This is a genomic window from Aphanizomenon flos-aquae FACHB-1287 (genome assembly GCF_014698755.1).
Taxonomy (GTDB): domain Bacteria; phylum Cyanobacteriota; class Cyanobacteriia; order Cyanobacteriales; family Nostocaceae; genus Dolichospermum; species Dolichospermum flosaquae.
In genome coordinates this window covers 1-24,684 of record NZ_JACJTO010000005.1, presented here as the reverse complement: position 1 = coordinate 24,684, position 24,684 = coordinate 1, and the positions used below count along the sequence as shown (strand labels likewise).

Annotated in this window: 20 protein-coding genes and 1 pseudogene; 11 read left to right on the top strand and 10 right to left on the bottom strand. The window is 36.6% G+C overall.

All coding sequences use genetic code 11. The annotated features are described in order from the left end of the window. Positions 1-35: 35 nt before the first annotated feature. Entirely contained in the window at positions 36-302 is a 267-nt protein-coding gene (locus H6G44_RS03625) for a YciI family protein (RefSeq protein ID WP_190385008.1), read from the bottom strand. 191 nt (positions 303-493) lie between these two features. On the opposite strand from H6G44_RS03625, the gene H6G44_RS03620 reads away from it, so the two are divergent. Further along, positions 494-1,279 carry a glycoside hydrolase family protein gene (locus H6G44_RS03620; RefSeq protein ID WP_190385007.1) on the top strand — a complete coding sequence of 262 codons (786 nt, stop codon included), beginning with the start codon at positions 494-496 and terminating at the stop codon, positions 1,277-1,279. A gap of 57 nt (positions 1,280-1,336) precedes the next feature. Here H6G44_RS03620 and H6G44_RS03615 read toward each other — a convergent pair whose 3' ends face one another. Both H6G44_RS03615 and H6G44_RS03610 read right to left on the bottom strand, forming a co-directional pair. After that, the gene (locus H6G44_RS03615) at positions 1,337-2,563 is read right to left on the bottom strand and encodes a ribulose bisphosphate carboxylase small subunit (protein ID WP_190385006.1); all 1,227 of its coding nucleotides are present in this window, start codon (positions 2,561-2,563) and stop codon (positions 1,337-1,339) included. Between the two features lie 64 nt (positions 2,564-2,627). Next, positions 2,628-4,064 (bottom strand): BCD family MFS transporter, encoded by a 1,437-nt coding sequence (locus tag H6G44_RS03610; protein ID WP_190385005.1) that lies wholly within the window; start codon positions 4,062-4,064, stop codon positions 2,628-2,630. A 386-nt stretch (positions 4,065-4,450) separates the two neighbouring features. On the opposite strand from H6G44_RS03610, the pseudogene H6G44_RS03605 reads away from it, so the two are divergent. Then, positions 4,451-5,445 (top strand): annotated as a pseudogene (locus tag H6G44_RS03605) (transposase). 32 nt (positions 5,446-5,477) lie between these two features. On the opposite strand, the gene H6G44_RS03600 reads toward H6G44_RS03605, so the two are convergent. From H6G44_RS03600 to H6G44_RS03590, 3 genes are all read right to left on the bottom strand, one after another. Continuing rightward, the gene (locus H6G44_RS03600; protein WP_190385004.1) at positions 5,478-6,215 is read right to left on the bottom strand and encodes a Uma2 family endonuclease; all 738 of its coding nucleotides are present in this window, start codon (positions 6,213-6,215) and stop codon (positions 5,478-5,480) included. Between the two features lie 15 nt (positions 6,216-6,230). Next, positions 6,231-6,623 (bottom strand): tetratricopeptide repeat protein, encoded by a 393-nt coding sequence (locus tag H6G44_RS03595; protein WP_190385003.1) that lies wholly within the window; start codon positions 6,621-6,623, stop codon positions 6,231-6,233. A gap of 111 nt (positions 6,624-6,734) precedes the next feature. Beyond that, complete coding sequence (locus H6G44_RS03590; RefSeq protein WP_190385002.1) at positions 6,735-8,180, bottom strand: glycoside hydrolase family 13 protein; 1,446 nt, start codon at positions 8,178-8,180, stop codon at positions 6,735-6,737. Positions 8,181-8,233: 53 nt separating this feature from the next. Between H6G44_RS03590 and smc the strand changes: the two genes are divergently transcribed. The 5 genes from smc (at position 8,234) to H6G44_RS20140 (ending at position 13,899) form a co-directional block, all read left to right on the top strand. Then, positions 8,234-11,818, top strand: a complete 3,585-nt coding sequence (gene smc / locus H6G44_RS03585) for a chromosome segregation protein SMC (RefSeq protein ID WP_190385001.1) — start codon at positions 8,234-8,236, stop codon at positions 11,816-11,818. A gap of 74 nt (positions 11,819-11,892) precedes the next feature. After that, positions 11,893-12,603 (top strand): hypothetical protein, encoded by a 711-nt coding sequence (locus H6G44_RS03580; protein ID WP_190385000.1) that lies wholly within the window; start codon positions 11,893-11,895, stop codon positions 12,601-12,603. A gap of 193 nt (positions 12,604-12,796) precedes the next feature. Beyond that, positions 12,797-13,048 carry a UPF0175 family protein gene (locus H6G44_RS03575; protein WP_190384999.1) on the top strand — a complete coding sequence of 84 codons (252 nt, stop codon included), beginning with the start codon at positions 12,797-12,799 and terminating at the stop codon, positions 13,046-13,048. Between the two features lie 56 nt (positions 13,049-13,104). Further along, complete coding sequence (locus tag H6G44_RS03570) at positions 13,105-13,533, top strand: DUF3368 domain-containing protein (RefSeq protein WP_242031625.1); 429 nt, start codon at positions 13,105-13,107, stop codon at positions 13,531-13,533. Positions 13,534-13,692: 159 nt separating this feature from the next. Next, positions 13,693-13,899, top strand: a complete 207-nt coding sequence (locus H6G44_RS20140; protein WP_242031624.1) for a type II toxin-antitoxin system HicB family antitoxin — start codon at positions 13,693-13,695, stop codon at positions 13,897-13,899. A 321-nt stretch (positions 13,900-14,220) separates the two neighbouring features. Here the strand turns inward: H6G44_RS20140 and H6G44_RS03560 are convergent, their stop codons facing one another. Further along, positions 14,221-15,417, bottom strand: a complete 1,197-nt coding sequence (locus H6G44_RS03560; RefSeq protein WP_190384997.1) for a 1-deoxy-D-xylulose-5-phosphate reductoisomerase — start codon at positions 15,415-15,417, stop codon at positions 14,221-14,223. Between the two features lie 176 nt (positions 15,418-15,593). Between H6G44_RS03560 and H6G44_RS03555 the strand changes: the two genes are divergently transcribed. The 4 genes from H6G44_RS03555 (at position 15,594) to H6G44_RS03540 (ending at position 19,110) form a co-directional block, all read left to right on the top strand. Then, positions 15,594-16,916 carry a hypothetical protein gene (locus tag H6G44_RS03555; protein WP_190384996.1) on the top strand — a complete coding sequence of 441 codons (1,323 nt, stop codon included), beginning with the start codon at positions 15,594-15,596 and terminating at the stop codon, positions 16,914-16,916. Positions 16,917-17,173: 257 nt separating this feature from the next. Next, complete coding sequence (locus H6G44_RS03550) at positions 17,174-17,548, top strand: hypothetical protein (RefSeq protein ID WP_390802700.1); 375 nt, start codon at positions 17,174-17,176, stop codon at positions 17,546-17,548. 235 nt (positions 17,549-17,783) lie between these two features. Beyond that, the gene (locus tag H6G44_RS03545; RefSeq protein WP_190384995.1) at positions 17,784-18,395 is read left to right on the top strand and encodes a cysteine dioxygenase family protein; all 612 of its coding nucleotides are present in this window, start codon (positions 17,784-17,786) and stop codon (positions 18,393-18,395) included. Between the two features lie 226 nt (positions 18,396-18,621). Further along, the gene (locus H6G44_RS03540) at positions 18,622-19,110 is read left to right on the top strand and encodes an ArsC/Spx/MgsR family protein (protein WP_190384994.1); all 489 of its coding nucleotides are present in this window, start codon (positions 18,622-18,624) and stop codon (positions 19,108-19,110) included. A gap of 75 nt (positions 19,111-19,185) precedes the next feature. On the opposite strand, the gene H6G44_RS03535 is transcribed toward H6G44_RS03540, so the two are convergent. The 3 genes from H6G44_RS03535 to H6G44_RS03525 form a co-directional block, all read right to left on the bottom strand. After that, on the bottom strand, positions 19,186-20,505 hold the full coding sequence (locus H6G44_RS03535) for a CO2 hydration protein (protein WP_190384993.1): 1,320 nt from the start codon (positions 20,503-20,505) through the stop codon (positions 19,186-19,188). Positions 20,506-20,657: 152 nt separating this feature from the next. Next, positions 20,658-22,166, bottom strand: coding sequence for an NADH-quinone oxidoreductase subunit M (locus H6G44_RS03530; RefSeq protein ID WP_190384992.1), 1,509 nt, complete (start codon positions 22,164-22,166; stop codon positions 20,658-20,660). A 50-nt stretch (positions 22,167-22,216) separates the two neighbouring features. After that, positions 22,217-24,076, bottom strand: a complete 1,860-nt coding sequence (locus tag H6G44_RS03525) for an NAD(P)H-quinone oxidoreductase subunit F (RefSeq protein ID WP_190384991.1) — start codon at positions 24,074-24,076, stop codon at positions 22,217-22,219. Positions 24,077-24,684 lie beyond the last annotated feature (608 nt).

The following is a 24,684-nucleotide window of genomic DNA, read 5'->3' as shown; positions in this document are numbered from 1 at the left end:
CCATCATCATAACACTAAAATTTAAAATTGGTGTACTATTCCACAACAATTTGCCATTCAAATAGTTGATAACTGACACAATCGTTGTGTACCAAGGGATCAGCCCCTACTATTGCTTGTGCCTCATCCATTGACTCCGCCTCAAATAACATCATTCCACCACCCTTTTGTGACCAATAACCTGTTTTAGCTTTGTGACCCTTAGTAATTAACTCTTTTACGTAGGACTTGTGGGCAGGTACATATTGATCAAAGGTGGGTTTATCAACTTTACCAGTTTCAATTTTGACAAACCAAGGCATATTTTAGACAAGTATTCTGAGATTAGTAATGTTTCATTTAGTTTAAAATATCATGCTTTGTTATGGTATCCCGGTTAATTCATATATTTTTGTCAATTTTTGTCATTTGTATAATATTGAAGATACACCTGCATACTATATACTTAGTGAATAATTAAACTGAATGCAATCCAACCTACCAGAATAAAATTATGCTCAATAAATTAAACTTGGACGAAACTCTCAGACAAGGTGCAAAAAGACCAAAAGTTCAACAACTACAAGAAATCTTAACGGTACTGAATCTCAATCCAGGGAGAATAGATGGTGATTTTGGTAATAATACTCTCAAAGCCGTCAAACAATTTCAAAGTCAAAAAGGGCTTGAAGTAGATGGTATAGTTGGAAAAAATACTCAAAATGCCTTAAATGATGCTCTTGGACAAGTAACAACAAGCGCGGTATCATCTATATCATCTCCAACTTCTAGCGTTCTTACTTCATCATATTTTGGTGGTACAACTGGAAAACTACCACTTCCAGCAATTCCTCTAATTAAACAATTTGAAGGTTGTTATTTAAAAGCTTATCCAGATCCTTTAAGTGGTAATTTACCTATTACCATTGGTTGGGGTTGTACTAAAAAAAGAGATGGTAGTAACTGGAAATTAGGTGAAAGTATTAGTCAACAAGAAGCAGATGATTTATTGATGATTCAGATAGAAAATAGCTATCTCCCACCACTGCAAAAAATTCCGGTTTGGGATGAATTAAATGCTAATCAACAGGGTGCTTTATTAAGCTTTGCTTATAACTTGGGAGCTAATTTCTATGGTGGTTCTGGCTTCTCAAGTATGACTAGAGTTTTGAGAGATAAAAAGTGGGATGAAATTGAAGAAACTTTTCTAAAATACAGAAATCCTGGTAGCAATGTAGAAGCGGGATTGAAACGGAGAAGACAGGCAGAAGCTAAACTATTTTTAACTCCTGTCAGCTAAATATTAAATTCAATCGGAGACGTTTTATAGAACGTCTCTACATTCAAAAAATACTAATTACTTACCATGGGGACGTTGAATAATTGTTTCTACTATTCTTCTTTTTGCTTGTGGGTCAATTCCTACTAAACGCACATATTCACCGCTATATGCAGATAAACAAAATTCTAAATTAGAAATAGCATCGGAATGGGCATCAATATTAAAAAAAGAACCGCAACTTTGCCAAGAACCTGTACGGAAACGTCTTTCATCAATGTGTTCAATCCCAATTTTATAACCTTGAGCTAAAATTTGTCGAACTTGTTCTTGAGTTTCTAAACTTAAATGGGTGGGTTGATTAATCACAGGTTTATTAACTGGAAGTTCCGCAATGGGAGCAGTTGATTGATAACCTTTTGGGCGATTTAAACGATTATATTCATCAACTAAATGAGAAGTTTCTACCCGTTTTTGTTCGTCTACCATAAATTTACCAGACTCAATTAAATGAGATAAAGTAAAATCTGGCTTGGTAAAAGCTGGGGGTCTTTCTAAACTATTGACAACTCGTAAAGAGACATTTTCAAAACCGATTTGATGGATAAAATTACGAATTTGTTCATCATAAATCCGAGAACGCAAAGCACTAAAAAAGTCAATAGATTGATGGGGAAAAGTATCAACTAATTGGCTAATTTCTCCTTGTGAAAGTCCATCTGGTGCAAAAATTCCGCTGACAATTCCTATCTTATCATCGCGGTTGGGTTCCCAGTAAAATTTATCCATTCTCCCATCACGAATTAATGGAGCATAGAGGGTAGAAAAATCATTACCGGTGACAATAATCGGGACACGACATAAAGGATTTGAATCATAACTTCCGGGTAATTGGACATCTGTGGGATTATCAGCAATATTCATCAATGTAGCATTTACTAATTGAGTATTTACTGTATATTGAGTTCCTTCGTCAAAACGTCCCGCACCTGCATCTAAATCATTAATCATCAGTACGCACATTTTCCCCCGGACTTTGATTAATTCTGCTGTTTCTCGATATCGTAACCGAATTAACCGCGCAGGATCTCCTGCGTCTGGACTTTCTAATTCTCCTCCAGATATTAAAGTTACCCCGATACCCATTTTTTCAAAAACTAACTCGCATTGAAAAGTTTTACCCTCACCTTTGCGCCCATGAATACCTAAAATTAGGGGAACTCGAATACCGGGAATATTCAAAAAGTTTTTGGTGATATGTACTGCAAGTTTATCAAGAAAACTGGGAGCAATGTAGTAACTCATAGAATGTATCCCTGGTCAGTTGTTAGTGTTCAGTGGTCAGTTGTCAATTGTTAGTTGTTAGTTGTTAATTATCTAAGTCACTTTCGAGAACAGAAGCTAAAACTTGTTTTGTATTAGTTTTAAATTCTGTCACATTCACACGATTTAAAAACCAAATTGATATCAACATTCCTACAGCTTCTAATCCAAATACCATGCCATAAGCTAAGACTAAATTATCTGGTAATAACTTACGACCTATATCTAAAATAGCACCACCAGTTACAGTTGCTATGCCTCTAGACATAGACTGAGCAAGTCCCCAAGCGCCAATAAATGTACCTGCGGCTTCGGCAATTGTTAAGTCTAACATTAAAGTAACCGCTGCGGTAGTGACAAAACCAGTCGCTAAACCAAATAAAACTAAAGTTGATTTCAGTATAGACGGATTTGCGGAGAAACCAGAACAAGCTATTAATAATGCCGCAAATGCGACTAAAATACAACCTAATTTTATAGTTCTGCGTTTACCTAACCGAGGGACAATGAAAAAACCTGTAATTCCGTAGGAAATTAATATCCCTGTACCGTAAAAAACGTTGAGTTTGGTACTTTCTGCTAAGGACATTTTAAATACTTGTCCCGCATAAGGTTCTAAAATAGGATCTTGCATAAACAAGCTAATAGTCATCACTAATAAAAATGTGAAAAATAAGCCTGTTTGTGGACTAGCTGTTAAAATTTTCCAAGCATCTTTTAAGGTAATACTATCTTCTCTATTTCCTGGGTTGACACGATTAAAAAATCGGGAATATTTTTTTTCTACCCCTACAGTGGCAATAATTGCTAAACTAAAAACTATGCTCGGAACAATCACAAATAAACGATTAATTGCCGCTTGTAAAGTTTCTATCGGTGCATTTGCAGTTAATTCTTTTAATATCGTAGAACTGATAATTGCTCCAATTATAATTCCTACCATTAACATTGACCAAACAATTCCGACAACTTGAGAACGGTTATCTTCTTCGGAGATATCAACTAATAAAGCTGCAAAAGCTGTACCACTAGCACAAATTGCTAAACCGTAAATTGCGAAAACTAAACCCAGAACTCCTGTCCAACCGATTGTTTGGTTAGTCCATACCCACGTATCACCAATATTAGCGCCATTTAACTGCCACATTATTTGTACTGCTAAAAATGCAGCAATGGCAAATATTCCTGCTCCTACCCAGACATAAGCTGTACGATGATAACCTAATAAGGGTTTATTGTCGGATATTTGTCCAAATAAAATTCTTGTTGGGGCTATAAAATAGGGTATTGCTAATACTAAACTACCTATAGTTGCTGGAATTGCGATTTCCTGAATCATGACTCGGTTCAGTACACCTAAAGTTAAGATAGACATCATACTTAACCCCATTTGAAATAATCCTAGCCGAAACATGGTCAAAATGTTGACTTTTGGGATAGATAAGGATTGATTTGCGGTTGCAAAAATATCATCTGTTGCCATAACTGCTTTTTTGTATTATTTTTTAGATAGTAGCATATTATGGATATTTAAAAAAGCGAACTGTGTTATAATTTAATTAAAATAGACGTCTCCGAAAAAAATCAAAGCGTGATAAAAGAATATACAATAGTATTTGTTAGCAGCCTATTATGAGCAACATATTTGAATATATCCAGAACCTAAATTATCACCCTCGGAGCAAATAATTTTGGCTCTTGCGTCCCTTTTATGGTAAAAACTAAAATCACTAAAATTTAATGCTGATAAATTTAAACAATAAAAGCTGAAAACTTTATCCCTGTAAAAGGTTGCAAACTTTTAGATATAAGTGAATCAGCATAAGAGTATAATCATAATTATCAAATACAAAAGTTTTAAGGATAGTTATGAAATTTAGCGTAGATCAAATTCTCAATCTCCTAGAGATGAAAGTGTTAGATTTTCAAGAAAGGGGCAGAAATAATTATAACAATAGAGAAGGCTGTCAACTATTCTACTTGTCCAGACTGTGGAAAAACTACCTATAGTATACATCAAAATCATTGGCGGATGATTCATGATTTATAGTGAAAAATTATTAAAAATAAATCACCGTCAATTCAAGTGTAAGAAGGTCTTTAGTGAAAAGCTAAATTTTGTAGATAAAAGTAAAGGATATACTAAAAGATTAGCCATAGATACTCGTAAACCAATTGAATTGGTGAAGTCAAGAAGAATAGAAGAAATACGTGAAGTTATTGTAAAATGGGGATCTCAGATACTTGAACAAATAGTTGAAGTGAGCATCGATCTCTGGTCACTTTATAAAAGTTTAGTAGAAGAATTAATGCCAAATGCAAATATAACTGCTGATAGATTTCATGTAATGAAACAAGTAAATGATGAATTTAGATGCTATGCGTAAATCTGAAAAGAAAGCCACCATGGATTTAGATAATAAATTACAGCGGGAGCGAATATTAGCAGGATTAAATAAAAGCAAATATAGCTTAATAAAAAATGAAGATTCTTTAAATGAACAACAGAAAAGAAGATTAAATAATGTTCAAGAAGTTTCCCCTATTCTGGCGAAAATGTACGCACTAAAAGAAGAATTTCGAGACATATTTGAATCTACTAAGTCTTGGGGGGTGAAAATATCATGAATTTATTAGATTGGATGTATGATGGAATGAAGTATTTTCCCAGAAGTATAGGAACAATGGTTAGATGGTTTGGTGAAGTCGTAGGTTATTTTGACGGCAGAACTACTACTGGTACCGTGGAAGGAATTAATAATAAACTCAAATTAATCAAAAAACTTGGATATGGATTTCGTAATTTTAGTAATTTTAGATTACGTAGTTTATTAAACTGGCACTTTAGTATTAATTCTCCATAAAAGGGACGCAAGATCCCATTATATGAAATTGCTTAATCATCAAATTTAACGCCTAATTCCCGCAATTTCGCTGCTAATTTATCAGCCCGTTGTTTTTCCTGTTCAGCCCGTTGTCTTTCCTGTTCAGCTTGTTCTTCTCCTGTTAATAAGAAATTACCTTCTAAATCCCACCACCTTAACCAAGGTAACTCGACATTTTTATATATTCCTTGCCAAATTCCTAATTCAACACCCATTTTTTCAATTACATAATGACCTCTTACATTAGGTGGCATTAGGTGATATTGTCCTTCGATTAAATGATATAATTCCAGAGATGATTTTTTCTCTTCATAAATACCATAAAAAGGCACTCTAATCGCTTTTTCATAAACCCAAAATTTCCCCTGATATGGAGTTTCGTCTCGTTCTTCTTTACCATTACCTGATACAAATTCAATCACAATTAAAGGAGCTACTAATTCTTGCCACATTACATAAGAACGGCGCATTTGACCATTTAAAGTAGGTGGTACGTCAGGAACATAAAACCAATCAGGTGCTTCTGCTCCTCTTTCTGGAGGGTCTGTAATTCGCCAATAAATACCGCTATCTTGTCCGATACAAAATTGTCTATCTGGATGAATTTCTTGTAATTTTGACCAGATAGATTCTGTTAATAGAATACTTTGAGGATGTTCTTGAAAGTTTTTCACAAATGTTCCATCTTCACAGGGTAACTGATTATGATCTGGTAATTGTATTCCCAGATTCAATTTGAGGGTGTCCATAATTTCCCTTTTAATTTATTTTGATACCATTTTCTTTTTTACATCCGTCAAAACAGTCTGATAATCCTGTCTATCTGGATATAATTTTACCAGCTTTTCCATTAATGCGATCGCTCCCTGATTATCCCCCGACTTTAACCGAATAATAGACAACTTCTCCAGTGCTAATTGATTATTAGGTTCACGCTGTAAAACTAATTCATAACCCTTAATCTGTTTCTGTAACTCGGTTTCCGCTGATTTTACCACTGTTTGCTGAGGTTTTTCCCAAGCCTCTTTAATAAAACTAACTCCCCCGAACAAAATTGAACCACCAAAAGACAGAGCAGAAATATAAGAAAAAATTCTTTTCTTTTGTTCAATTTGCTTGCTCCGCTTATTTAAGTAATCATCCCCCGATTTAGCCATATACCAAACATTGCTGTTGTCAAACTTATCAGCATTACTCCTAATAGTATTAGATTACCCAGAACAGGCAAAAAAATATCATCTATCATTTCTAAATTAGTATCTTAACATTTATGCCAAAATTAAACCACTCCGGGGAGGAATAGTTAAACAAACATTTTCACCTTTCTGGATCATTTCCCCATTCCCAAATAAAACTTGATGAGGCTGATTTTGTAAATTACGACAATCTACATTCACCATTATAGATTCAGTTCCCACATTTACAGCAATAATTAATTCTTCCCTTTCTAAACTTCGCACAAATATATAAACTGTTGCTACTGCATAAAGAACTTGATAATTACCAATTCGCAAAGCTGGATAATTTTGACGCAGAGAAATTAATTGTTTATGAGTATTTAAAATCTCTTGATTCCATACAGATTCAGGCGGAAAAACCCGCCGACAATCAGGATCTTTTCCTCCGGGTAAACCAACTTCATCACCATAATAGATACTGGGCGCACCAGGAAAGGTAAATAATAACAAATTACATAATTCTACACTAGTTTGATCCCCATCAGCAATGGTAATTAATCTAGATGTATCATGACTACCAAGCACGTTTAATTGAGTTAGTTGAATTTCCCAGGGATAAAGTTTTAAAATGGCTTGAATCTTATTAGCATATTCAGCCGCATCTAGAGCAGGATAGGGGTAATAACTATTATATTTCACCTGCTCTAAAACAACCCTATCCCCCACTGCAAAGGCAATAGTAGCCTCATTAAATAAATAATTCAATACCCCATCAAATTGCGTCCCATCAAGCCATTCACAGGCATCTGACCAGACCTCACCCACAATATAAGCATCACTATTAATACCTTTAACTCGTCGGCGAAATTCCTGCCAAAAACCAGGAGTTTTAATTTCATAAGGTACATCTAAACGCCAACCATCAATCCCAAATTCTAGCCAATATTCAGCAATTTTCATGATATACTCTTTAACATCTGGATGATCATGGTTAAAAGTCGGTAAAGAGCGAATTCCTGCCCAAGCATGATAATTAGCCGGTAAATTACCATCATAAGGTGCCAGCGGCCAGTCTATAATTTTAAACCAATTTACCCAAGGAGAATTAGAACCATTTTCCAAAACATCATGAAAAAAGAAAAACCCTCTGCTAGAATGATTAAAAACGCCATCAAGAACTATTTTCATATTGCGGTCATGGGCTGCATCTATTAATGCTCGCAAAGCCTGATTTCCCCCTAACATCGGATCAACTTGGTAATAATCATGGGTATGATAACGATGATTACTAGCAGATTGGAAAATGGGTGTAAAGTAAATCGCATTAATCCCTAGACTTTGAATATAGTCTAATTGCTCTAAAACCCCCCACAAATCACCACCTTTATAACCCTGATATGTAGGTGGTGCGTCCCAGGCTTCTAAATTGGTATTATTTAAGAAGCCCTGACGAGAACGCTGGCTTCTAGCAAATCTGTCGGGAAATATTTGATAGAAAACCGCGTGTTTAACCCAGTCTGGCGTTTTAATTTCCATAAATTTATTGGTACACTTATCTATTAATCTAGATTATACTTAACCAGTTCCTCATGGTATATGTCAAGCGCGTTGAACTTACCAATTTTAAATCCTTCGGTGGGACTACTGCTGTCCCTTTACTACCGGGGTGTACTGTCATATCTGGTCCTAATGGTTCTGGAAAATCAAATATTCTTGATGCTTTGCTGTTTTGTTTGGGCCTGGCTAGTTCTAAGGGTATGCGGGCGGAACGTTTACCAGATTTGGTTAATAATGCTCAAAAACATCAGGGACGTTCGGCTCTGGAAGCTAGTGTAACTGTAACTTTTGATATTTCTGATGTCTCTCGCAGAGACGCAAAGACGCGGAAGGAGGAAGAGGAGGAAGAAAAGCCTAAATCCTCTGACTGGAGTGTTACCCGGCGGTTACGTGTGTCTCAGCAAGGGGGGTATACGTCTAATTATTATATTAATGGTGTGGCTTGTACTCTGACTGAGTTACATGAGGATTTGGAAGAGTTGCGGATTTATCCTGAAGGCTATAATGTGGTTCTACAGGGTGATGTGACAAGTATTATCTCTATGAATGCGCGGGAACGTCGGGAAATTATTGATGAGTTGGCCGGGGTGGCGACTTATGATCGGAAAATTGTTCAAGCTAAGTCTACCTTGGATGAGGTCAAGGATAAGGAGGATAGTTGTCGGATTATTCAGACTGAGTTAAGTATACAATGCGATCGCCTTTCTCAAGATAAGGTTAGGGCAGAAAAGTATCAATTATTACGGGTTGAGTTTATTGAAAAACAATCTTGGTCAGCGGTTTTATCTTGGCGTTCTCTCCAATTACAGCAGGAAAAGCTGGTTGCACAAGTTCAAGAGGGCGATCGCAGTTTAAGTAATTTTACTACTGAGTTAACGGATACTAATGCTCAAATTAATCGGAAAACTACTGAATTAGATCAGCTAAATCTCCGTGTGAAAGCTTTGGGAGAGGAGGAACTTCTTGCTGTTCAGTCTAATCTCGCTACCCAAGAAGCGGAACGCAAGCAACTCCAACGTCAACAACGGGAGTTAGAAACATCTGTTCAAGAGTCTACAAGAAGATTAAATCAAACTTATCAGGAAATTCAACAATATCAACTTGATTTAGAAGAAGCTAAGAAAAAACAAAATGTAGAAACGGTAAATGTAACGTCTCTACAATCAGAACGTGATACCGCTCAACAAAATTTAGAAAGTTCTCGTCAAGCTGCTGCGGAAATTGCTACTGCTTCGGAAGCTTGGGTACAACAACAAACGGCTTTGAATCGTTCTATTGAATCTTTACTGCATATTGTCGAACCCAAACGCACAGAACAAGCGCAATTACAGGAGCGTAATACTCAATTACAATTGTTGATTTCTGAGCAGTCTCAATTAATTGGGACTTTAGAACCGGAATTAGCTGGAAAAAAGGGGGAATTTGGGCGGTTAGACCTGGAATTTCATGCTTCTAGTCAACCTATTCAGAATTTAGCCGAAAATCTGGCCGCGACGGAACAAGAGTTACAAATTCAACAAGATACCCAAAAGCGGCTTTTACAAGAACAACGAGACAAACAACGTCAGTTAGATAAATTAGAAGCACAAACACAAGCACAACAGGAGATCCAAGGAACACAGGCTAGTAAGGTAATTTTACAGTCGGAAATGCCCGGCTTGTGTGGTTTGGTGGTGCAGTTGGCTAAGGTGGATTCTCAGTATCAATTGGCGTTAGAAATGGCTGCGGGTGGACGTTTAGGGCATATTGTCGTTGAAGATGATAGTGTAGCATCAGCGGGAATTGAACTATTAAAACAAAAACGGGCTGGGAGGGCAACTTTTTTACCTTTAAATAAAATTAAAGTCCCTAAATTTACTCAGGATGCAACTTTGCCTTTAGCTGATGGTTTTGTTAATTATGCGGTAAATTTGGTAGAATGCGATCGCCGTTATCGTGATGTTTTTGCCTATGTTTTCGGCGCAACGGTGGTCTTTGCTACTCTTGCTCAAGCACGAAAAAATATGGGACTATATCGTATAGTCACTTTACAAGGGGAATTATTGGAAACTAGCGGAGCAATGACTGGAGGTAGTGGTAGTCAACGCTCATCTTTACGTTTTGATAAAGGAGAAACGGGGGAATCTCAAGAGGTCGCTAATTTGAAATCTCGCTTAATAGATATTGATCGTATTTTAGAGCGTTGTGGAGAAGCAATTTCTACTTTAGCAATTCGTACTAAAACCCTCTCCCTGGAGTTAACGGAAGCGCGTCAAGGACGCTGGGAACAACAATTATATTTAGAACAGTTACAAAAAGAGATTAAGAGTTTAACAACGCAGTTTGAACATAATCGCACTCAACTTTCTCAAAATACGGCAAAATTTACATCGGCACAATCCCGTTTAGAAATTTTAAATCGGGAATTGCCAGAACAGGAAACTCAATTACAACAATTGAGACATACTTTAGCTGAGTTAGAATCTTCTCAAACCCCCAGCGAATGGCAACAAATCCAAGCTATTATTAAAAACCAGGAACAGGAATTACAACAACGGGAAACTGCGTTAACAGATGTTAAACAACAATTACAAAATCTTGAAAATCAACAACAGCGGTTACAAGAAAAAATAGAAGAATCCCAAATCAGAGTTATTCAATATCAGCAAGAAGAGACGACAGGAAAACAGCAACAAACAACAGTTAATGGTCAACTTGAAGAATTAAATGCTTTAATTACCGAAATTCAGACTAATTTGCGGAAATTAGAGGAAAATTTAGGGGAAGAGAAAAAGAACCGAGATACAGTAGAAATAGAATTGCGATCGCTTTTATTGCGTCAACAACAGTTACAATGGGAAATTGAGAAACTACGAGAAACCCAGGAAAAACGCCGGGAAGATTTAATAGCGCTACAAAACCAACTGCGAGATTTAGGTGCAGAATTACCCAGTCCGCTGCCAGAAGTTCCTGGTAAAGTTAATTTAGAAGATTTGCAAAAAGAATTGCGGAGTTTAGGCAAACGTTTACAGGCAATGGAACCTGTAAATATGTTAGCTTTAGAAGAATATGATAAAGTCCAAGGTCGTCTTCAAGAACTTACGGAAAAATTAGAGACTTTGGAAGGGGAAAGAACAGAATTATTATTAAGAATTGAAAACTTTACCACCCTCCGACAAAAAGCATTTAAAGAAGCTTTCGACGCAGTAAATGAGAATTTCCAATCAATTTTTGCTATTCTTTCCGATGGTGACGGTTATTTACAACTAGATAATCCCGAAGATCCTTTTAACAGTGGTTTAAACCTAGTCGCACACCCCAAAGGTAAACCTGTACAACGGCTTGCTTCTATGTCAGGGGGAGAGAAATCCTTAACTGCATTAAGTTTTATATTTTCCCTACAACGTTATCGTCCATCTCCATTTTACGCCTTTGACGAAGTGGATATGTTTTTGGACGGGTCAAATGTGGAACGACTAGCGAGAATGATTAAACAACAGGCAGAACAAGCGCAGTTTATAGTTGTGAGTCTCCGCCGTCCGATGATAGAATCAGCACAGCGGACAATTGGTGTAACTCAAGCTAGAGGTGCTTATACTCAGGTTTTGGGTATTAAACTTCAGTCATCTGACCATTGAAGTAGTACACAGAATTGCGTAAGATGAATAATTGTGAAGCTATCTCTGTATAAAAAATCATTAAGGAAAGCTAAATGAATACACCTATTCTGTCGATCATGCAGCTAAATCCAGAAGATAAACCTGAATTTCCAATATTACGGAATAGTGATCTGCTGATCATTTTCAATAGTTTAATCTTTTATCACGCGGATTTATGTACATTTTACCAAATGTATTATTCTCAGCATGTTCAACAAGATAAGCATGTTGAAAGCCTTACAAAAGAGTTAAAGGAAATGAAAAAAAAATATGACGAATCTTCAGATGAGGATGAACTAGCGCAACTTGAAATTTCGTTTTCCAGGGTAAGGGAATTCATCTATAACAATGATTTGATGTTAGCCCGAACTAAATACTTTGCAAACAGTTCGTTTGTTATTTCACTTTGGGCAACAGTTGAACAATTCACTAGTCGAATCCTACTCTCTTTAGAAAAACAGCTTGGTATGGCTTATTCCGAGTCTTCGCACGTTTGGGATAAAAAAATAGCACGATACAAGAAATTGAATATTGACATAACTACTTATCTTAATTATCAAAATATTGATGAATGCAGAGTTCTGAATAATAAAATCAAGCATGTAGGAAAAGTTGATGACGCTTTGGCAAAGTTTTCATTCTTTTCAGACCTCAAGAATAAATCTTTGGAAGAGATAGAATATGATTTGCAACGGTATTCAAAGTCGGTCTTTGAGTACATTGGATTTGTTTCGGAGAGAGCGGACAGTGCGATCTCTATATAACAAAGTATTGGATCGGACAATATTGTGATATTTTGGTTTTGATTTGGGGGCGATCGCTCACAGGTTAGATTGATAAAGTGCGATCGCTTGTAGGTTAGATTGATAAAGTGCGATAGCGAAGCGCTCCGCAGGAATCGCTCGTAGGTTGGATTGATAAAGTTAAAATTAGAAGTGACTGCGTGAGGACAACTTGATGCAAATTACCCTGAACCTACCTGATAGCCTCAGTAAAACTGAAACTTTTAACCAGAGTGAATGGCTTCAGGAAATAGCCATTGCCCTATTCCAGCAGCAGCGGATTTCCCTCAGCCGCGCCAGCAAAATTGCTGGAATAGACATAATGAACTTTCAAAAGCTGCTCGCAGACCGCAATGTTTGTGTCCATTACGATGTGGAAGACTTTGAGCAGGATGTTGAACACTTGCGGAGTCGGGGCTGGCTATGATTGTCGTCAGTGATACTTCTGCTCTGTCGAATCTTGCCCTTGTTGATCATCTTGGGTTGCTAAAAGCTATTTACCATCAGGTTATCATTCCCGACGTGGTTGCCAGCGAACTGGTAGCCGCCAGCAATCCTACTATTTCAGCTATTCTCCAACTGGACTGGATTCAAAGCCAATTCCTCAACAACTTCCAACTTGCTAACCAGCTTCAACAGGAACGCGGACTTGATGTTGGAGAAGCAAATGCTATAGCCTTGGCACTTGAGCTACAAGCCGATGATTTGCTCATTGATGAACGCTTGGGACGGCAAGAAGCTCTCCGGCTTGGGATACCTATTATTGGTATTCTGGGTATTCTACTTGTTGCTAAACAAAGAAGTCTTATCCCTCAAGTTCAACCTGTTATGGATGCTTTGATCAACCGGGCTGGTTTTCGCATCAGTCCCCAGCTATATCAGCGTATCTTATCTCTTTCTCAAGAACCTTGACTTGTTAGTTTACCCGTAGGTTAGATAGCTCGTAGTTTGGATTGATAAAGTGCGATAGCGAAGCGCTCCGTAGGAATCGCTTGTAGGTTGGATTGATAAAGTGCGATAGGAAACAGTGATGTTATAATTTTCAGAGCAAGCTTTAGAGGATAAGAAACGATGAAAAATCGCATCTTTACAGTTATTTTGTACAAAGAAGATGATGTTTACATTGCTGAATGTCCAGAAATTGGCACAGTAGATCAAGGGGAAACTATCGGGCATGCGATCGCTACTATCCCTAAAACTTTTGTATTTGATAATTATGATTATACTCTTATGCTGATTCACTTATATCTAAAAGTTTGCAAACTTTTACAGGGATAAAGTTTTCAGCTTTTATTGTTTAAATTTATCAGCATTAAATTTTAGTGATTTTAGTTTTTACCACAAAAGGGACGCAAGAGCCGAAATTTTTAACTTTAATGAGTTGCTCTAATTGCTCTTTGGTTAACTTATCTTTATTCTTAAGTAAAAGATATTTACTATTTTTTTGTCCGGCTAATTTTGCCCGTCTCTGTGTTGTATTTGATGAAGCTAAACTTCATATTTTTAGCTGGAAATTAGCAATTATTAAACAAGAGCAATAGTCTGAATAAATTCAGTTATTAGTTAATATCCCCCGATAATAAACCGGGGGGTAAACGTTTAACCCACAGAAATTATCTGTGGTTGAGTTGTTACCTTTTCCATAGCTGTAAAAACTTCTGCTCTAGCCCATTTATCTGCTGCTAAAATGTCATCTAAAGAGGGATTTTGTTTGTTATCATTTTGATGACTATCGCACACAAATTCGATACATTTGGGAATATCTAAATAGTGAATTTTTTCTTCTAAAAATAACGCCACAACTTGTTCATTAGCCGCATTTAAAACCGCCGGCATAGAACCACCAGCCCTACCAGCAGCATAAGCTAAACGCATACAAGGATACTTTAGATGATCCGGTTCACGGAAAGTTAAATCACCAGATTTAACTAAATTCAATCTTTCCCAATTAGTGTAAATTCGCTCTGGCCAAGATAAAGCATAAAGCAAAGGTAGACGCATATCTGGCCAACCCAATTGGGCTAAAACTGAAGTATCTTGTAATTCTATTAAAGAGTGAATAATACTTTGCGGATGAATGACAATTTCGATGTTATCATAATCTACACCAAACAAATAATGAGCCTCAATTACTTCCAAACCCTTATTCATCAAAGTTGCGGAATCTACCGTGATTTTTCTCCCCATTGACCAGTTAGGATGTTTCAAAGCATCAGCAACTTTTACCGCTGCTAATTTTTCCACAGGCCAATCTCGGAAAGCACCACCAGAAGCAGTAAGTAATATTTTCCGTAAACCATCTTTAGGAACACCTTGCAAACATTGAAAAATAGCCGAATGTTCGGAATCTGCGGGTAATAGTTTTACCCCATGTTTTTTCACCAAAGGTAACACCACAGGAGCACCCGCAATCAGAGTTTCTTTATTGGCTAAAGCAATATCTTTACCAGCTTCAATGGCTGCGATAGTAGGTAATAAACCCGCACAACCAACAATACCAGTAACAACCGTTTGAGAATCGCCATAATGGGCAACTTCTATCACTCCCGCTTCCCCAGTCAGTAAAATAGGTTGAGGGTCGAGGTCTTTGATAGCTTCTTGGAGTTCTGGTAATTTCTCCGCAGCGGAAATGGCAGCGATTTGGGGACGAAACTGGCGAATTTGCGCCGCGAATAGCTCCACATTCCTTCCAGCAGCTAATCCGACAATGCGGAACTTATCCGGGTGTTCAGAGACTATATCTAAGGTTTGAGTACCAATTGAGCCAGTAGAACCAAGTAAAGTAATAGGTTTCACAATTTTTTAAGAATTAACAGTTAATTCCCACTATAAATGGACTGGGACTCATTGATCAGCGGAATTCCGACAATCAATTAACTGCGATCAAAACCTTTGCTATTTTGGCCATAAATGCGTAACATTACTTAAAACTACCATTATCATTACCTCCGAGTCAGAAAAAACAGAAACCTATGGTTAAAGCGCGAATGGCCATATCTACCCTCGCCGCAGCTATCGCCAAATTTATTTGGACAGATGATTTCTTGTTTCCCGTGTCTATGTGGCTTGTAAGTCGTCTATTGATGGGGATAGCGATGTTTTTGATTGCCCCCAATTTACCAGCATTACCAGATGGTATTACGCCCCATTTTGGCTGGGGGATTTTTGATGCTTGGGATAGTGTACATTATCGAGCGATCGCTACTGAAGGTTATGAATTTATTAATGATGGCAAACAACATAATTTAGCATTTTTCCCCCTATTTCCTGTTAGCATTTTTATGTTCATGAAATTGGGTTTTTCCTTTGAAATAGCCGGATTAATCATCAATAATTTGGCATTTTTAGGTACAGTTTATTGTTTATATTCTTGGGTAAAAAAACAATGTGGCATCAGTGCTGCTCATTGGACAATTGCTGTCATAACTTGTTGTCCCATGTCTCTATTTACAGGAGTAATTTACACAGAAGGTTTATATTTGTTATTGAGTACAATCGCTTTACGTGCCTTTGATCAAAAACAATATCATTGGACAGCAATTTGTGGAGCAATGGCAACTGCAACACGTCCCACAGGAATGGCATTAATTCCTGCATTTTTAATTACAGCTTGGCGACAAAATAAACCACCAATTGCTTATATTGTAGGTTTATTATCTGCCACAGGTTTATTAATATTTAGCCTATATTGTCAACTAAATTTTCATGACTTTTTAGCCTTTATTGCTGCCCAGAAAGGATGGCGGCCTTCTTTTGGTTTTGATTGGGAAGGTTGGTTAAATATGTTCATGCAAATTCTTTTTGGTCAAAATTGGTATTTTGGTTGGGTTGAAAATGATCAAGGTGGAATTAAAGACCTTTGGTATCCGCTGTTTTTTAGTTTAATTGTGATTAGTTCTTGCTGTTTATTATATTGGCGTAAATATTTCAATCCCTTGATATTCTATACTTTTTATGCCATAGTCATATTATGCTTAATAATTGCAGATCAAGGATTAATAAACAATTTGCTTAACGTATCTATGATCTTAGGTAGCAGCTACCTTTTATGGTGTTTTCGTAAGCAATTAACTCCCATTATGGTAATTTATGGTTTTTGTGGTATTGGTTTACTTTTAGCTTCTGGGGGGACAATTTCTTTAAGTCGTCTTGCTTATGGAATTGTGCCTTTGAGTGCAGCTATAGGTATCTGTTTATCTCGCTATCCCCGTCAAGCTTATTTAATTATGGGTTTGTTTATTACCTTACTTGGTAAATTAGCAATAGGTTTTGCTCAAGAAATTTGGATAGGATAGGGAAGAATTTTGGATCGGTACTCCTATTCCATAAAACTAAAAAACTTTGTACCTCAAAAATAGGAGAACTGCTATAATAGACATGAGAAATCCCAAATATGCCATAACAAATGGGATTAATTACCTATTATGCAAACTGATACAAATAGCTATTCATGGTTCAATGTAGCAGATGATGTCAAAGAATTGATGATGTCAAAGAATTATTGATATTAGCTGTAAAAACTTGGGAAAATACGGAAGAATCTACAAAATATATGCAACAAGCCTTAGCTAAAACAGCAGATAATACAGATATTTTAGTTGCAGCTTATAGATATTTTTACTACAAAAATAATTATGTTTTTGCACTGACAACAGCAGAGAAAATCATTGCTAAAATTAGAGAAGAGGAAAATCTACCTGATAATTGGCAAGAACTTCAACCTATCCTAATTAACCGTCATGAAGAATCTCAAATTAGATTATTCTTAACTGCTTATGCTGCTTCTGGTTTGGTATTAACTAAACTAGGAAGAATAGAACAAGCAAAAGAAATTAGTACCAGAATAAAAAGTATTGATGAAAAAAACGATTTTGGTGCTGGTATTCTTCTTGATATTTTAACTCGTCCACCAGAAGAAAATGATTAAATCTGGGAATAGGCAAAAACTCCTACAACTAACAACTAATCACTAAATTACAAATCATGAATAATTGGCTATCTATCAACTCAAATTCCCAGCTAATATCGTCATTTTCTAACCAGAATACGGTGATTTTACCTGGACTACCTACATCTCCAATTACTCCTATAACTAAAATACCTCAAACCTCTCCTCCTCTGATTTTTTTACCTAATTCTCCACAGTCAATATTTTAAAAATTATGCAAGGCCGGGATTTATTTATTGCTGAAAATGGACAGTATCAAATTTGTAAATCAGCGAGAACATGGGATTTATTGCGTGATAATTATCGTCTATATCGTTTTTTAACCGAACTCGAAGACGTGCTTAACAATGTTGAAGATCAATCAACTCGACTTCCAGAAATTAGAATGTTGGTAAGACGATTAATTATCAATTCCTATTGGGTACAAAGTCAATTCTTACAACCTGATTTAAAAACAGGAATCTCGGTTTTACTGTTATATAATGAATTAGGATTTCCCTTAACTGTGCAAACAGTAACATTTGCACCAGGGACAAATTCTAATATTCATAATCATGGAACATGGGGAGTAGTCGCAATCTTAAAAGGTCAGGAAAAAAACACATTTTGGCGACGTAGTTCAAACTCAGATTTTCCTAATAAAATTGAAAAAGTAGGAGAAATAAATTTATCCCCCGGTGATATTGTTAGTTTTACACCTCAAACAATACATCAAGTTCAAGCTATTGGTGAAGAACCAACAGTAACATTTAATATTTATGGGGAAACAAATCCAAAACAGAGATTTGAATTTGACATAACTAATCACAGTGCTAAAAAATTTTAAAGATAGTGGCAAAAAAAGAAATAACAGATTATGCTGATAAATATCATAGAAAATAAGATTCCCGACTGCTTTTTACATATTGTCAATAAATGATAATCTTAGAAATCAGGGATCTAAATGTTAGCTATCAATCAAAATAATCATCTTCCATCTGCGTTTATCTGCGTTCATCTGCGGTTAATTACTTCCTCTCCAAACATCCAATAACCTTATAGGAGAAACAGCAATGACTAGAGTAATTTTCTATGAAAAACCAGGTTGTAAGAACAATACTAGACAAAAAGTATTACTCACAGCCGCAGGTCATGAAGTGGTAGCATATAGCTTATTAACAGAACCTTGGACAGCGGAAAAATTGCGGTCATTTTTTGGTAATCGCCCGGTCATTGAATGGTTTAATAAAGCCGCACCTAGAATAAAATCAGGAGAGGTAAATCCTGAAAACATCAGTGCTGAAAATGCGTTGGTAATGATGCTTAGAGATCCTCTATTAATTCGTCGTCCATTGATACAAGTAGGAGATAAAAGAGAAGTAGGCTTTGATGTCGAGAAAATTGACGCATGGATAGGCTTAAAAGCCGTAGACGAGTCTTTTAAAGAAATGAGTGAAAAACTCATGCAGCAAGACCTTCAAGGCTGCGCTAATGGGCATAATCACGAACACCATCATGGTCAGGGTGGTTGTAAAAATCATGGACAAGAACATCAAAATTAGACATTAATAAGCCTATACCCGCCTCTTTCTTAATCATTAAATCTATTAAGAGAAAGAGCGGGTAGTGAAAGTAATTTATCTATAATTCTGTCTTTGAATATCTCTCAATCTCGCTGCATCACGCATATTATAATCACTGCGAGTAAAGCGATTTAGCTGCATTTCAAAAAATTCTCGGTTTGCTTGTAAATGCTGGGGATTTTCATCATCTAAAGGATACAATAAGGCAGTTCTTAAAGCTTGAATTACGGCCGATGTTACATTGTACATGGAACGTTGAAAAGTAATCCCCAATTGAATTAAAATATCCTCTTCTCCTCGACAATGTTCTTGGTAATAATCAACAAGATATTGGGGCAAAAAATGCAGCATATCTTGCATTAATAAAGTGGGAGGAATACCCGCTGTACCGACGGGAAATACATCAGCATAAAGAATACCATAATGGAAGTCTTTTTGATCTTCTGGAACTTCTCCGGCTTGGGCATTATATGACTTTGTACCTCTAAATGGTGCGGTGCGATAAAAAACAGCTTCAACGTAGGGTAAAGCGGCTTCATATAACCAGGTAAACCCTTTTGATTTGGGGATTATTTCATAACATTTACCGTCAATATAAACATGATGATAAATAGGACGACCAGCAATAGCAAATATACCATTTATGAGAAAATTCATGGCATCAGGTACACTTTTAAAACCACCTTCATCATAAATATCTGACATTTCAAAAAATACCGGTGCCATAACTTCCCAAAAAAGTCCTAAGTTAGAATAATAGGACATCATGCGGCACTGTTCCAAAAACATCTCAGGAAACAGTTTATAAAGTCCTGACATGAGGGGATTTTTCCGAAAATAAGCTTTAATTGCTTTATCAGCATTAGCTTTATATTCTGCTGAATCTAAATAACTATCAAATTGGTTAACTGGTGCGTACATTTTACGATGCCAAAACATAGCTTGCATACAAGCTTCTGCAAATTCCATATTGATTCTATCATGGAATAAATGATGGAAAATTTTCGGCATTTTCCTAGTTTCACCCTTTTCCATAAATGCCAAAAGTTCTGGGTGTGCAGTAGCTACACCTCGCCAAATTCTTAAATCAGCATCATCACCTGCATAGTGATTATGGAGGTCTAAATATTCTTGTGGTAGGAAGTATTTAAAAGCTGGTAAAGGGTCTAAAAATACCCTTTCGGCAATATATAATAAATCTCGCCAATAAAAATCCATCGGTACGGCATAGGCTTTATAAATACCGATAATTTGCATTAAGTTTTCTGGGGTATCTGGTAACATTGAACCGCCAGATTCTAAACGATGAATGATTTCGGCAAATTCGTGTTTTGAAGGTGGTATTTTAGTTGGTTTTTCTGGAGTTTGTACCATAACATTTTTGGATTGGGTTATTTATAAAAGGCGAATAATTCGCGGTTACACAAATGAAGTCTACCTAGGAGGACTAATAAAAATCCGGTGTTTGAAACCCACAGAGGTGGGTTTTGCCCATATAAATGCGGCTTATAACCGCCGTTTTTATGTTAATTGGACTTCAACACAATTTCCGCAATTAGGTTTTTTTCGATAGTGGGAATTGCTGTCACCATAGCGGTAGTTGTAGTTTCACTCCAACGCACTAACCAAGTCGGTTGTACTCCCAAAAAGATAATTAAGAATGCCAAAATCAACGCGGGAAATTTTTCATTCCAGAGAACTTTGGGATAATAGGCTAAGTTATTTTGCAACTTACCAAAACAGGTACGGTTAAGAAGAATAACAAAATAAACTGCGGTTAAACCAGAGGCAACTACACATAAAATTGTCGAAATTGGAAAGCTGGAAAAACTGCCTTGAAAGGAAATAAATTCCGCAATAAAACCTGTCAAACCAGGAATACCTGAACTAGCCATTCCACCTAAAACGAGTAAGGCACTAACTAGGGGTAAACCACGAATAGGACTCATTAAACCATTAAGTTTGTCTAATTCTCTTGTGCCAACTTTGGTTTCAATAACTCCCACTAAATGGAAGAGAATAGCGAGAATAATTCCATGACTAAACATCTGGGCTACTGCGCCAACTAAGGCTAAGGGTGTGGCCGCTGCTGCTGCTAGTAAAATATAGCCCATGTGGCCGATAGAACTATATGCTACCATCCTTTTAATGTCTTTTTGGGTAATGGCTACAACTGCTCCATAAATCGCGCTAATTGCCCCCCAAATTGCTAATGTTGGGGCGATAATATGCCAAGTTTGGGGAAACATTCCCAAACCAAATCTTAATAGTCCATAAGTTCCCAATTTGGCTAATATTCCACCTAATAAAATAGCAATAGGTGCAGAAGCTTCTACATAAGCATCTGGTAGCCAAGTATGAAAGGGAATTAACGGAATTTTGATGCCAAAACCTAAAACTATTCCTGCTAATAATATTAATTGCATTCCCGCAGAAATGTTTGCAGTGGCAACAGTATCAAAAGCAAAACTGTGAGAACCACCTAACCATACCATTCCTAAAAATGTGGCTAAAATTAACGCCCCAGAAATTGCTGTATAAATCAGAAATTTCATGCCCGCATAAGCCCGATTTTTTCCTCCCCAAATGGAAATTAGTAAATAAAAAGGAATTAATTCCAATTCATAAAATAGGAAGAACAAAAGCAAATTTTGTGATAAGAAAGCACCAGCAACTCCACCAGTAATGAACAGAATCAAGGAATAAAATAACCGGGGACGTTCTGTATCTTTACTGCTGCTGTAAATAGCAATCCAAGTTAGAAAGCTATTTAATACTAACATTAATATTGATAATCCATCAACTCCTAGATGATAACTCAAACCTAATGTTTCATTCCAAGGTAGATATTCTGTAAATTGCATCCCTGGATTGTTGATATCAAATTTTAACAAAATGAAAATATTCCACAGCAAAACTAAACCTGTAACGGTTAAAGATGCTAACCGAATTCTATTTGCCGGAATATCTTTTGCTGGATAAAAACCGATGATTATAGCGGCTATAATTGGTAGCCAAATTAAAACACTCAACATATTTATAAATCGGTAATTGGTAATTGGTAATGCTATAAGTCAGGTGCAAATTAAAAAATGAATTTCATGAGATGTACACCCCAAAAAGGCCATGTCAACCAAGTGCCTAAAACACCCACTCCTAAAAGCACTGTCAAGGCATAAAATTGAGTTTGTCCATTATTGCTATATTTTAAGCCTTCACCACCCAATAGAGAGAATAAACCCACAGAATTGACAATACCATCTATTACAAATTTGTCCAACATATCGGCAAATTTAGAAAGTTGGGCAACACCAAAAATAATTGTAATTTTGTACAATTTAGGGGTGTAAAAATCGTAAGCAAATAAATTTTGTAAACCTTGCCAGGGTAGACGAATTGGTTTAGGAATATTGCCTAAATAGATGATACTACTAATACTGCAACCGAAAATACTTGACCAAATCAATAGCAGTGCAACATCTTTATTTAATGTTGCCCAATCAGGCAGTAATGATAAACTTTGTAATACTAAAGGCAGATGTAAAACAAAGCCTGATAAAATCACCATTGGCAAAACCATTAACCAAATAGCTTCAGGAGAACGTTCACTCATTTGTTTAGGTTTACCACCAAAAATTAAACTAAATTCCCTAGTTAAACTGAAGGTAGTTAAGCCGTTGACAATAATAATTATTCCTACTAAAGTTGGATGTGTTGCCCATAAACCATCAGCTAGTTTAAATAGTGCCCAAAAACTACCTAAAGGCGGAAAACCTATTAAACCTAAGGTCCCGACAATAAAGGCTAAACCGGATATGGGACGACGTGACCACAATCCACCTAATTGGGTAACATCTTGGGTGACACTATTCCAAACAATTCCCCCGGTACTCATAACTAACAATGCAGCGGATACAGCATGGGTAAGAACTAATAATAATGCAGCTTCGTTCTGTTGTGTACCTACCGCAATAAATACCAATCCCATGTAAACACTAACAGAATAGGATAAACAGCGTTTAATGTCAATTTGGGCGATCGCAATTAACGCCCCACCAATAGCTGTTACTGTACCAATAGCCACCATTACAGAAGCTGCAACAGGAGATAAACTGAATACAGGTTGTAATTTAATTAACACCCACGCCCCACTGGCCACTACCACCGAACTCCGCAAAATCGTACTGGGAACTGGTCCCTCCATAGCCTCATCTAACCACAAATGTAGGGGAAATTGGGCGCATTTACCCATAGGACCAGCAATTAAACCCAAACATACTAAGGTAATAATTGTGGGGTCAACATTAGCCGTGGCCGCCCATGTAGCTAATTCCGAATAATTCCAAGTCCCGGAAAGTGTCCAAAGTCCTAAGACACCCATTAATAAAAACAAGTCTCCCACTCGTTTGGTTAAAAAAGCATCTCGCGCCCCAGTCACTACCAAGGGTTGACTAAACCACAAACCTACTAATAGGTAAGTTCCCAAGGTGAGGACTTCCAGAATTACATAAGTGGAAAATAAATCGTTACACAAAACTAAGCCACAAAGACCAGCTTCAAATAATCCCAATAAGGAAAAGAAGCGTCCCCAACCCCAGTCCATTTCCATGTAACCAATAGCGTATATCTGCGCCAGCAAGTTCAAGCCAGTAATAACAATTAATGCCCCCACACTGACAGCAGAAATTTCTAAATTAATGGTTAGGTTTAAACCTGCGGTAGATAGCCAAGGAATAAATACTTCTTTAGCTGGATGATTCCAAATAGCAAAGAAAGCAAGGACTGCATGGAAAAAGGAGAAAAAGGTCATCACTACGTTGACATATCCCGCAGGTCGGGGACCTGTTTTGCGAATGATTCCCGGCGACCAAGGTATGGCCAAAAGCCCACCTATTAAAGCATAAACTGGAATTAGCCAAATAGTGTCTAGCAAATACTGATCCATTCAATTACTCCTATAGTTTCCAGCAAAAATTAAAGAAAACAGACTGACTAGCGTTGATCCCTCTCAATCTAGTCATGACAGATAATGAAAATTTATCTTGATTTAATATTGTTAAAAATAGCTTACCGTTATCTGTGCCAAAAAAGAATTACCTGATTAAACAAATTCACAATAGTTCTTGTAAAGAATTCTTATATTTCAATCCATTGAATTATTAAATAGTAACCATTATGTCACAAGTGTTGAATCCTGCAATAAAACTTTACAATCTTTGTGTTTTACCCAGGTAAAATCCATTGTCTATTGAGAATAGAGTCATTAATTGATCAAATTTGGTATCACCAATACCAATGCACAACTTGGACACAATCCTCAAAATCTTAACATTCAACACTTCTGCCATTATGTTTATTCTATGGATTGTATTTTCAATTAAACAGTATCTATAATCTGGGGGCGGCATTTTCCACCCCATCAGATTCACATTGTAGCAATTACAGCAGTTTGAGATCAAAAGCGGTACAAAGATGGTAAACTTTAAAGATGGAAAAAAAAGAAAATAATTGAGATATATATGGCAGCAGCATATTCGACTGATATAAGACAAA

Excerpts from the sequence above, each read along its gene's own strand:
- H6G44_RS03590 (WP_190385002.1), bottom strand. The coding sequence starts at position 8,180 with ATGGAAATTAAAACGCCAGACTGGGTTAAACACGCGGTTTTCTATCAA.
- H6G44_RS03625 (WP_190385008.1), bottom strand. The coding sequence starts at position 302 with ATGCCTTGGTTTGTCAAAATTGAAACTGGTAAAGTTGATAAACCCACC.
- H6G44_RS03595 (WP_190385003.1), bottom strand. The coding sequence starts at position 6,623 with ATGGCTAAATCGGGGGATGATTACTTAAATAAGCGGAGCAAGCAAATT.
- H6G44_RS03620 (WP_190385007.1), top strand. The coding sequence starts at position 494 with ATGCTCAATAAATTAAACTTGGACGAAACTCTCAGACAAGGTGCAAAA.
- H6G44_RS03575 (WP_190384999.1), top strand. The coding sequence starts at position 12,797 with ATGCAAATTACCCTGAACCTACCTGATAGCCTCAGTAAAACTGAAACT.
- H6G44_RS03615 (WP_190385006.1), bottom strand. The coding sequence starts at position 2,563 with ATGAGTTACTACATTGCTCCCAGTTTTCTTGATAAACTTGCAGTACAT.
- H6G44_RS03530 (WP_190384992.1), bottom strand. The coding sequence starts at position 22,166 with ATGTTGAGTGTTTTAATTTGGCTACCAATTATAGCCGCTATAATCATC.
- H6G44_RS20140 (WP_242031624.1), top strand. The coding sequence starts at position 13,693 with ATGAAAAATCGCATCTTTACAGTTATTTTGTACAAAGAAGATGATGTT.
- H6G44_RS03525 (WP_190384991.1), bottom strand. The coding sequence starts at position 24,076 with ATGGATCAGTATTTGCTAGACACTATTTGGCTAATTCCAGTTTATGCT.
- H6G44_RS03545 (WP_190384995.1), top strand. The coding sequence starts at position 17,784 with ATGCAAGGCCGGGATTTATTTATTGCTGAAAATGGACAGTATCAAATT.
- H6G44_RS03555 (WP_190384996.1), top strand. The coding sequence starts at position 15,594 with ATGGTTAAAGCGCGAATGGCCATATCTACCCTCGCCGCAGCTATCGCC.
- H6G44_RS03610 (WP_190385005.1), bottom strand. The coding sequence starts at position 4,064 with ATGGCAACAGATGATATTTTTGCAACCGCAAATCAATCCTTATCTATC.
- H6G44_RS03600 (WP_190385004.1), bottom strand. The coding sequence starts at position 6,215 with ATGGACACCCTCAAATTGAATCTGGGAATACAATTACCAGATCATAAT.
- H6G44_RS03540 (WP_190384994.1), top strand. The coding sequence starts at position 18,622 with ATGACTAGAGTAATTTTCTATGAAAAACCAGGTTGTAAGAACAATACT.
- H6G44_RS03535 (WP_190384993.1), bottom strand. The coding sequence starts at position 20,505 with ATGGTACAAACTCCAGAAAAACCAACTAAAATACCACCTTCAAAACAC.
- smc (WP_190385001.1), top strand. The coding sequence starts at position 8,234 with ATGGTATATGTCAAGCGCGTTGAACTTACCAATTTTAAATCCTTCGGT.
- H6G44_RS03550 (WP_390802700.1), top strand. The coding sequence starts at position 17,174 with ATGCAACAAGCCTTAGCTAAAACAGCAGATAATACAGATATTTTAGTT.
- H6G44_RS03580 (WP_190385000.1), top strand. The coding sequence starts at position 11,893 with ATGAATACACCTATTCTGTCGATCATGCAGCTAAATCCAGAAGATAAA.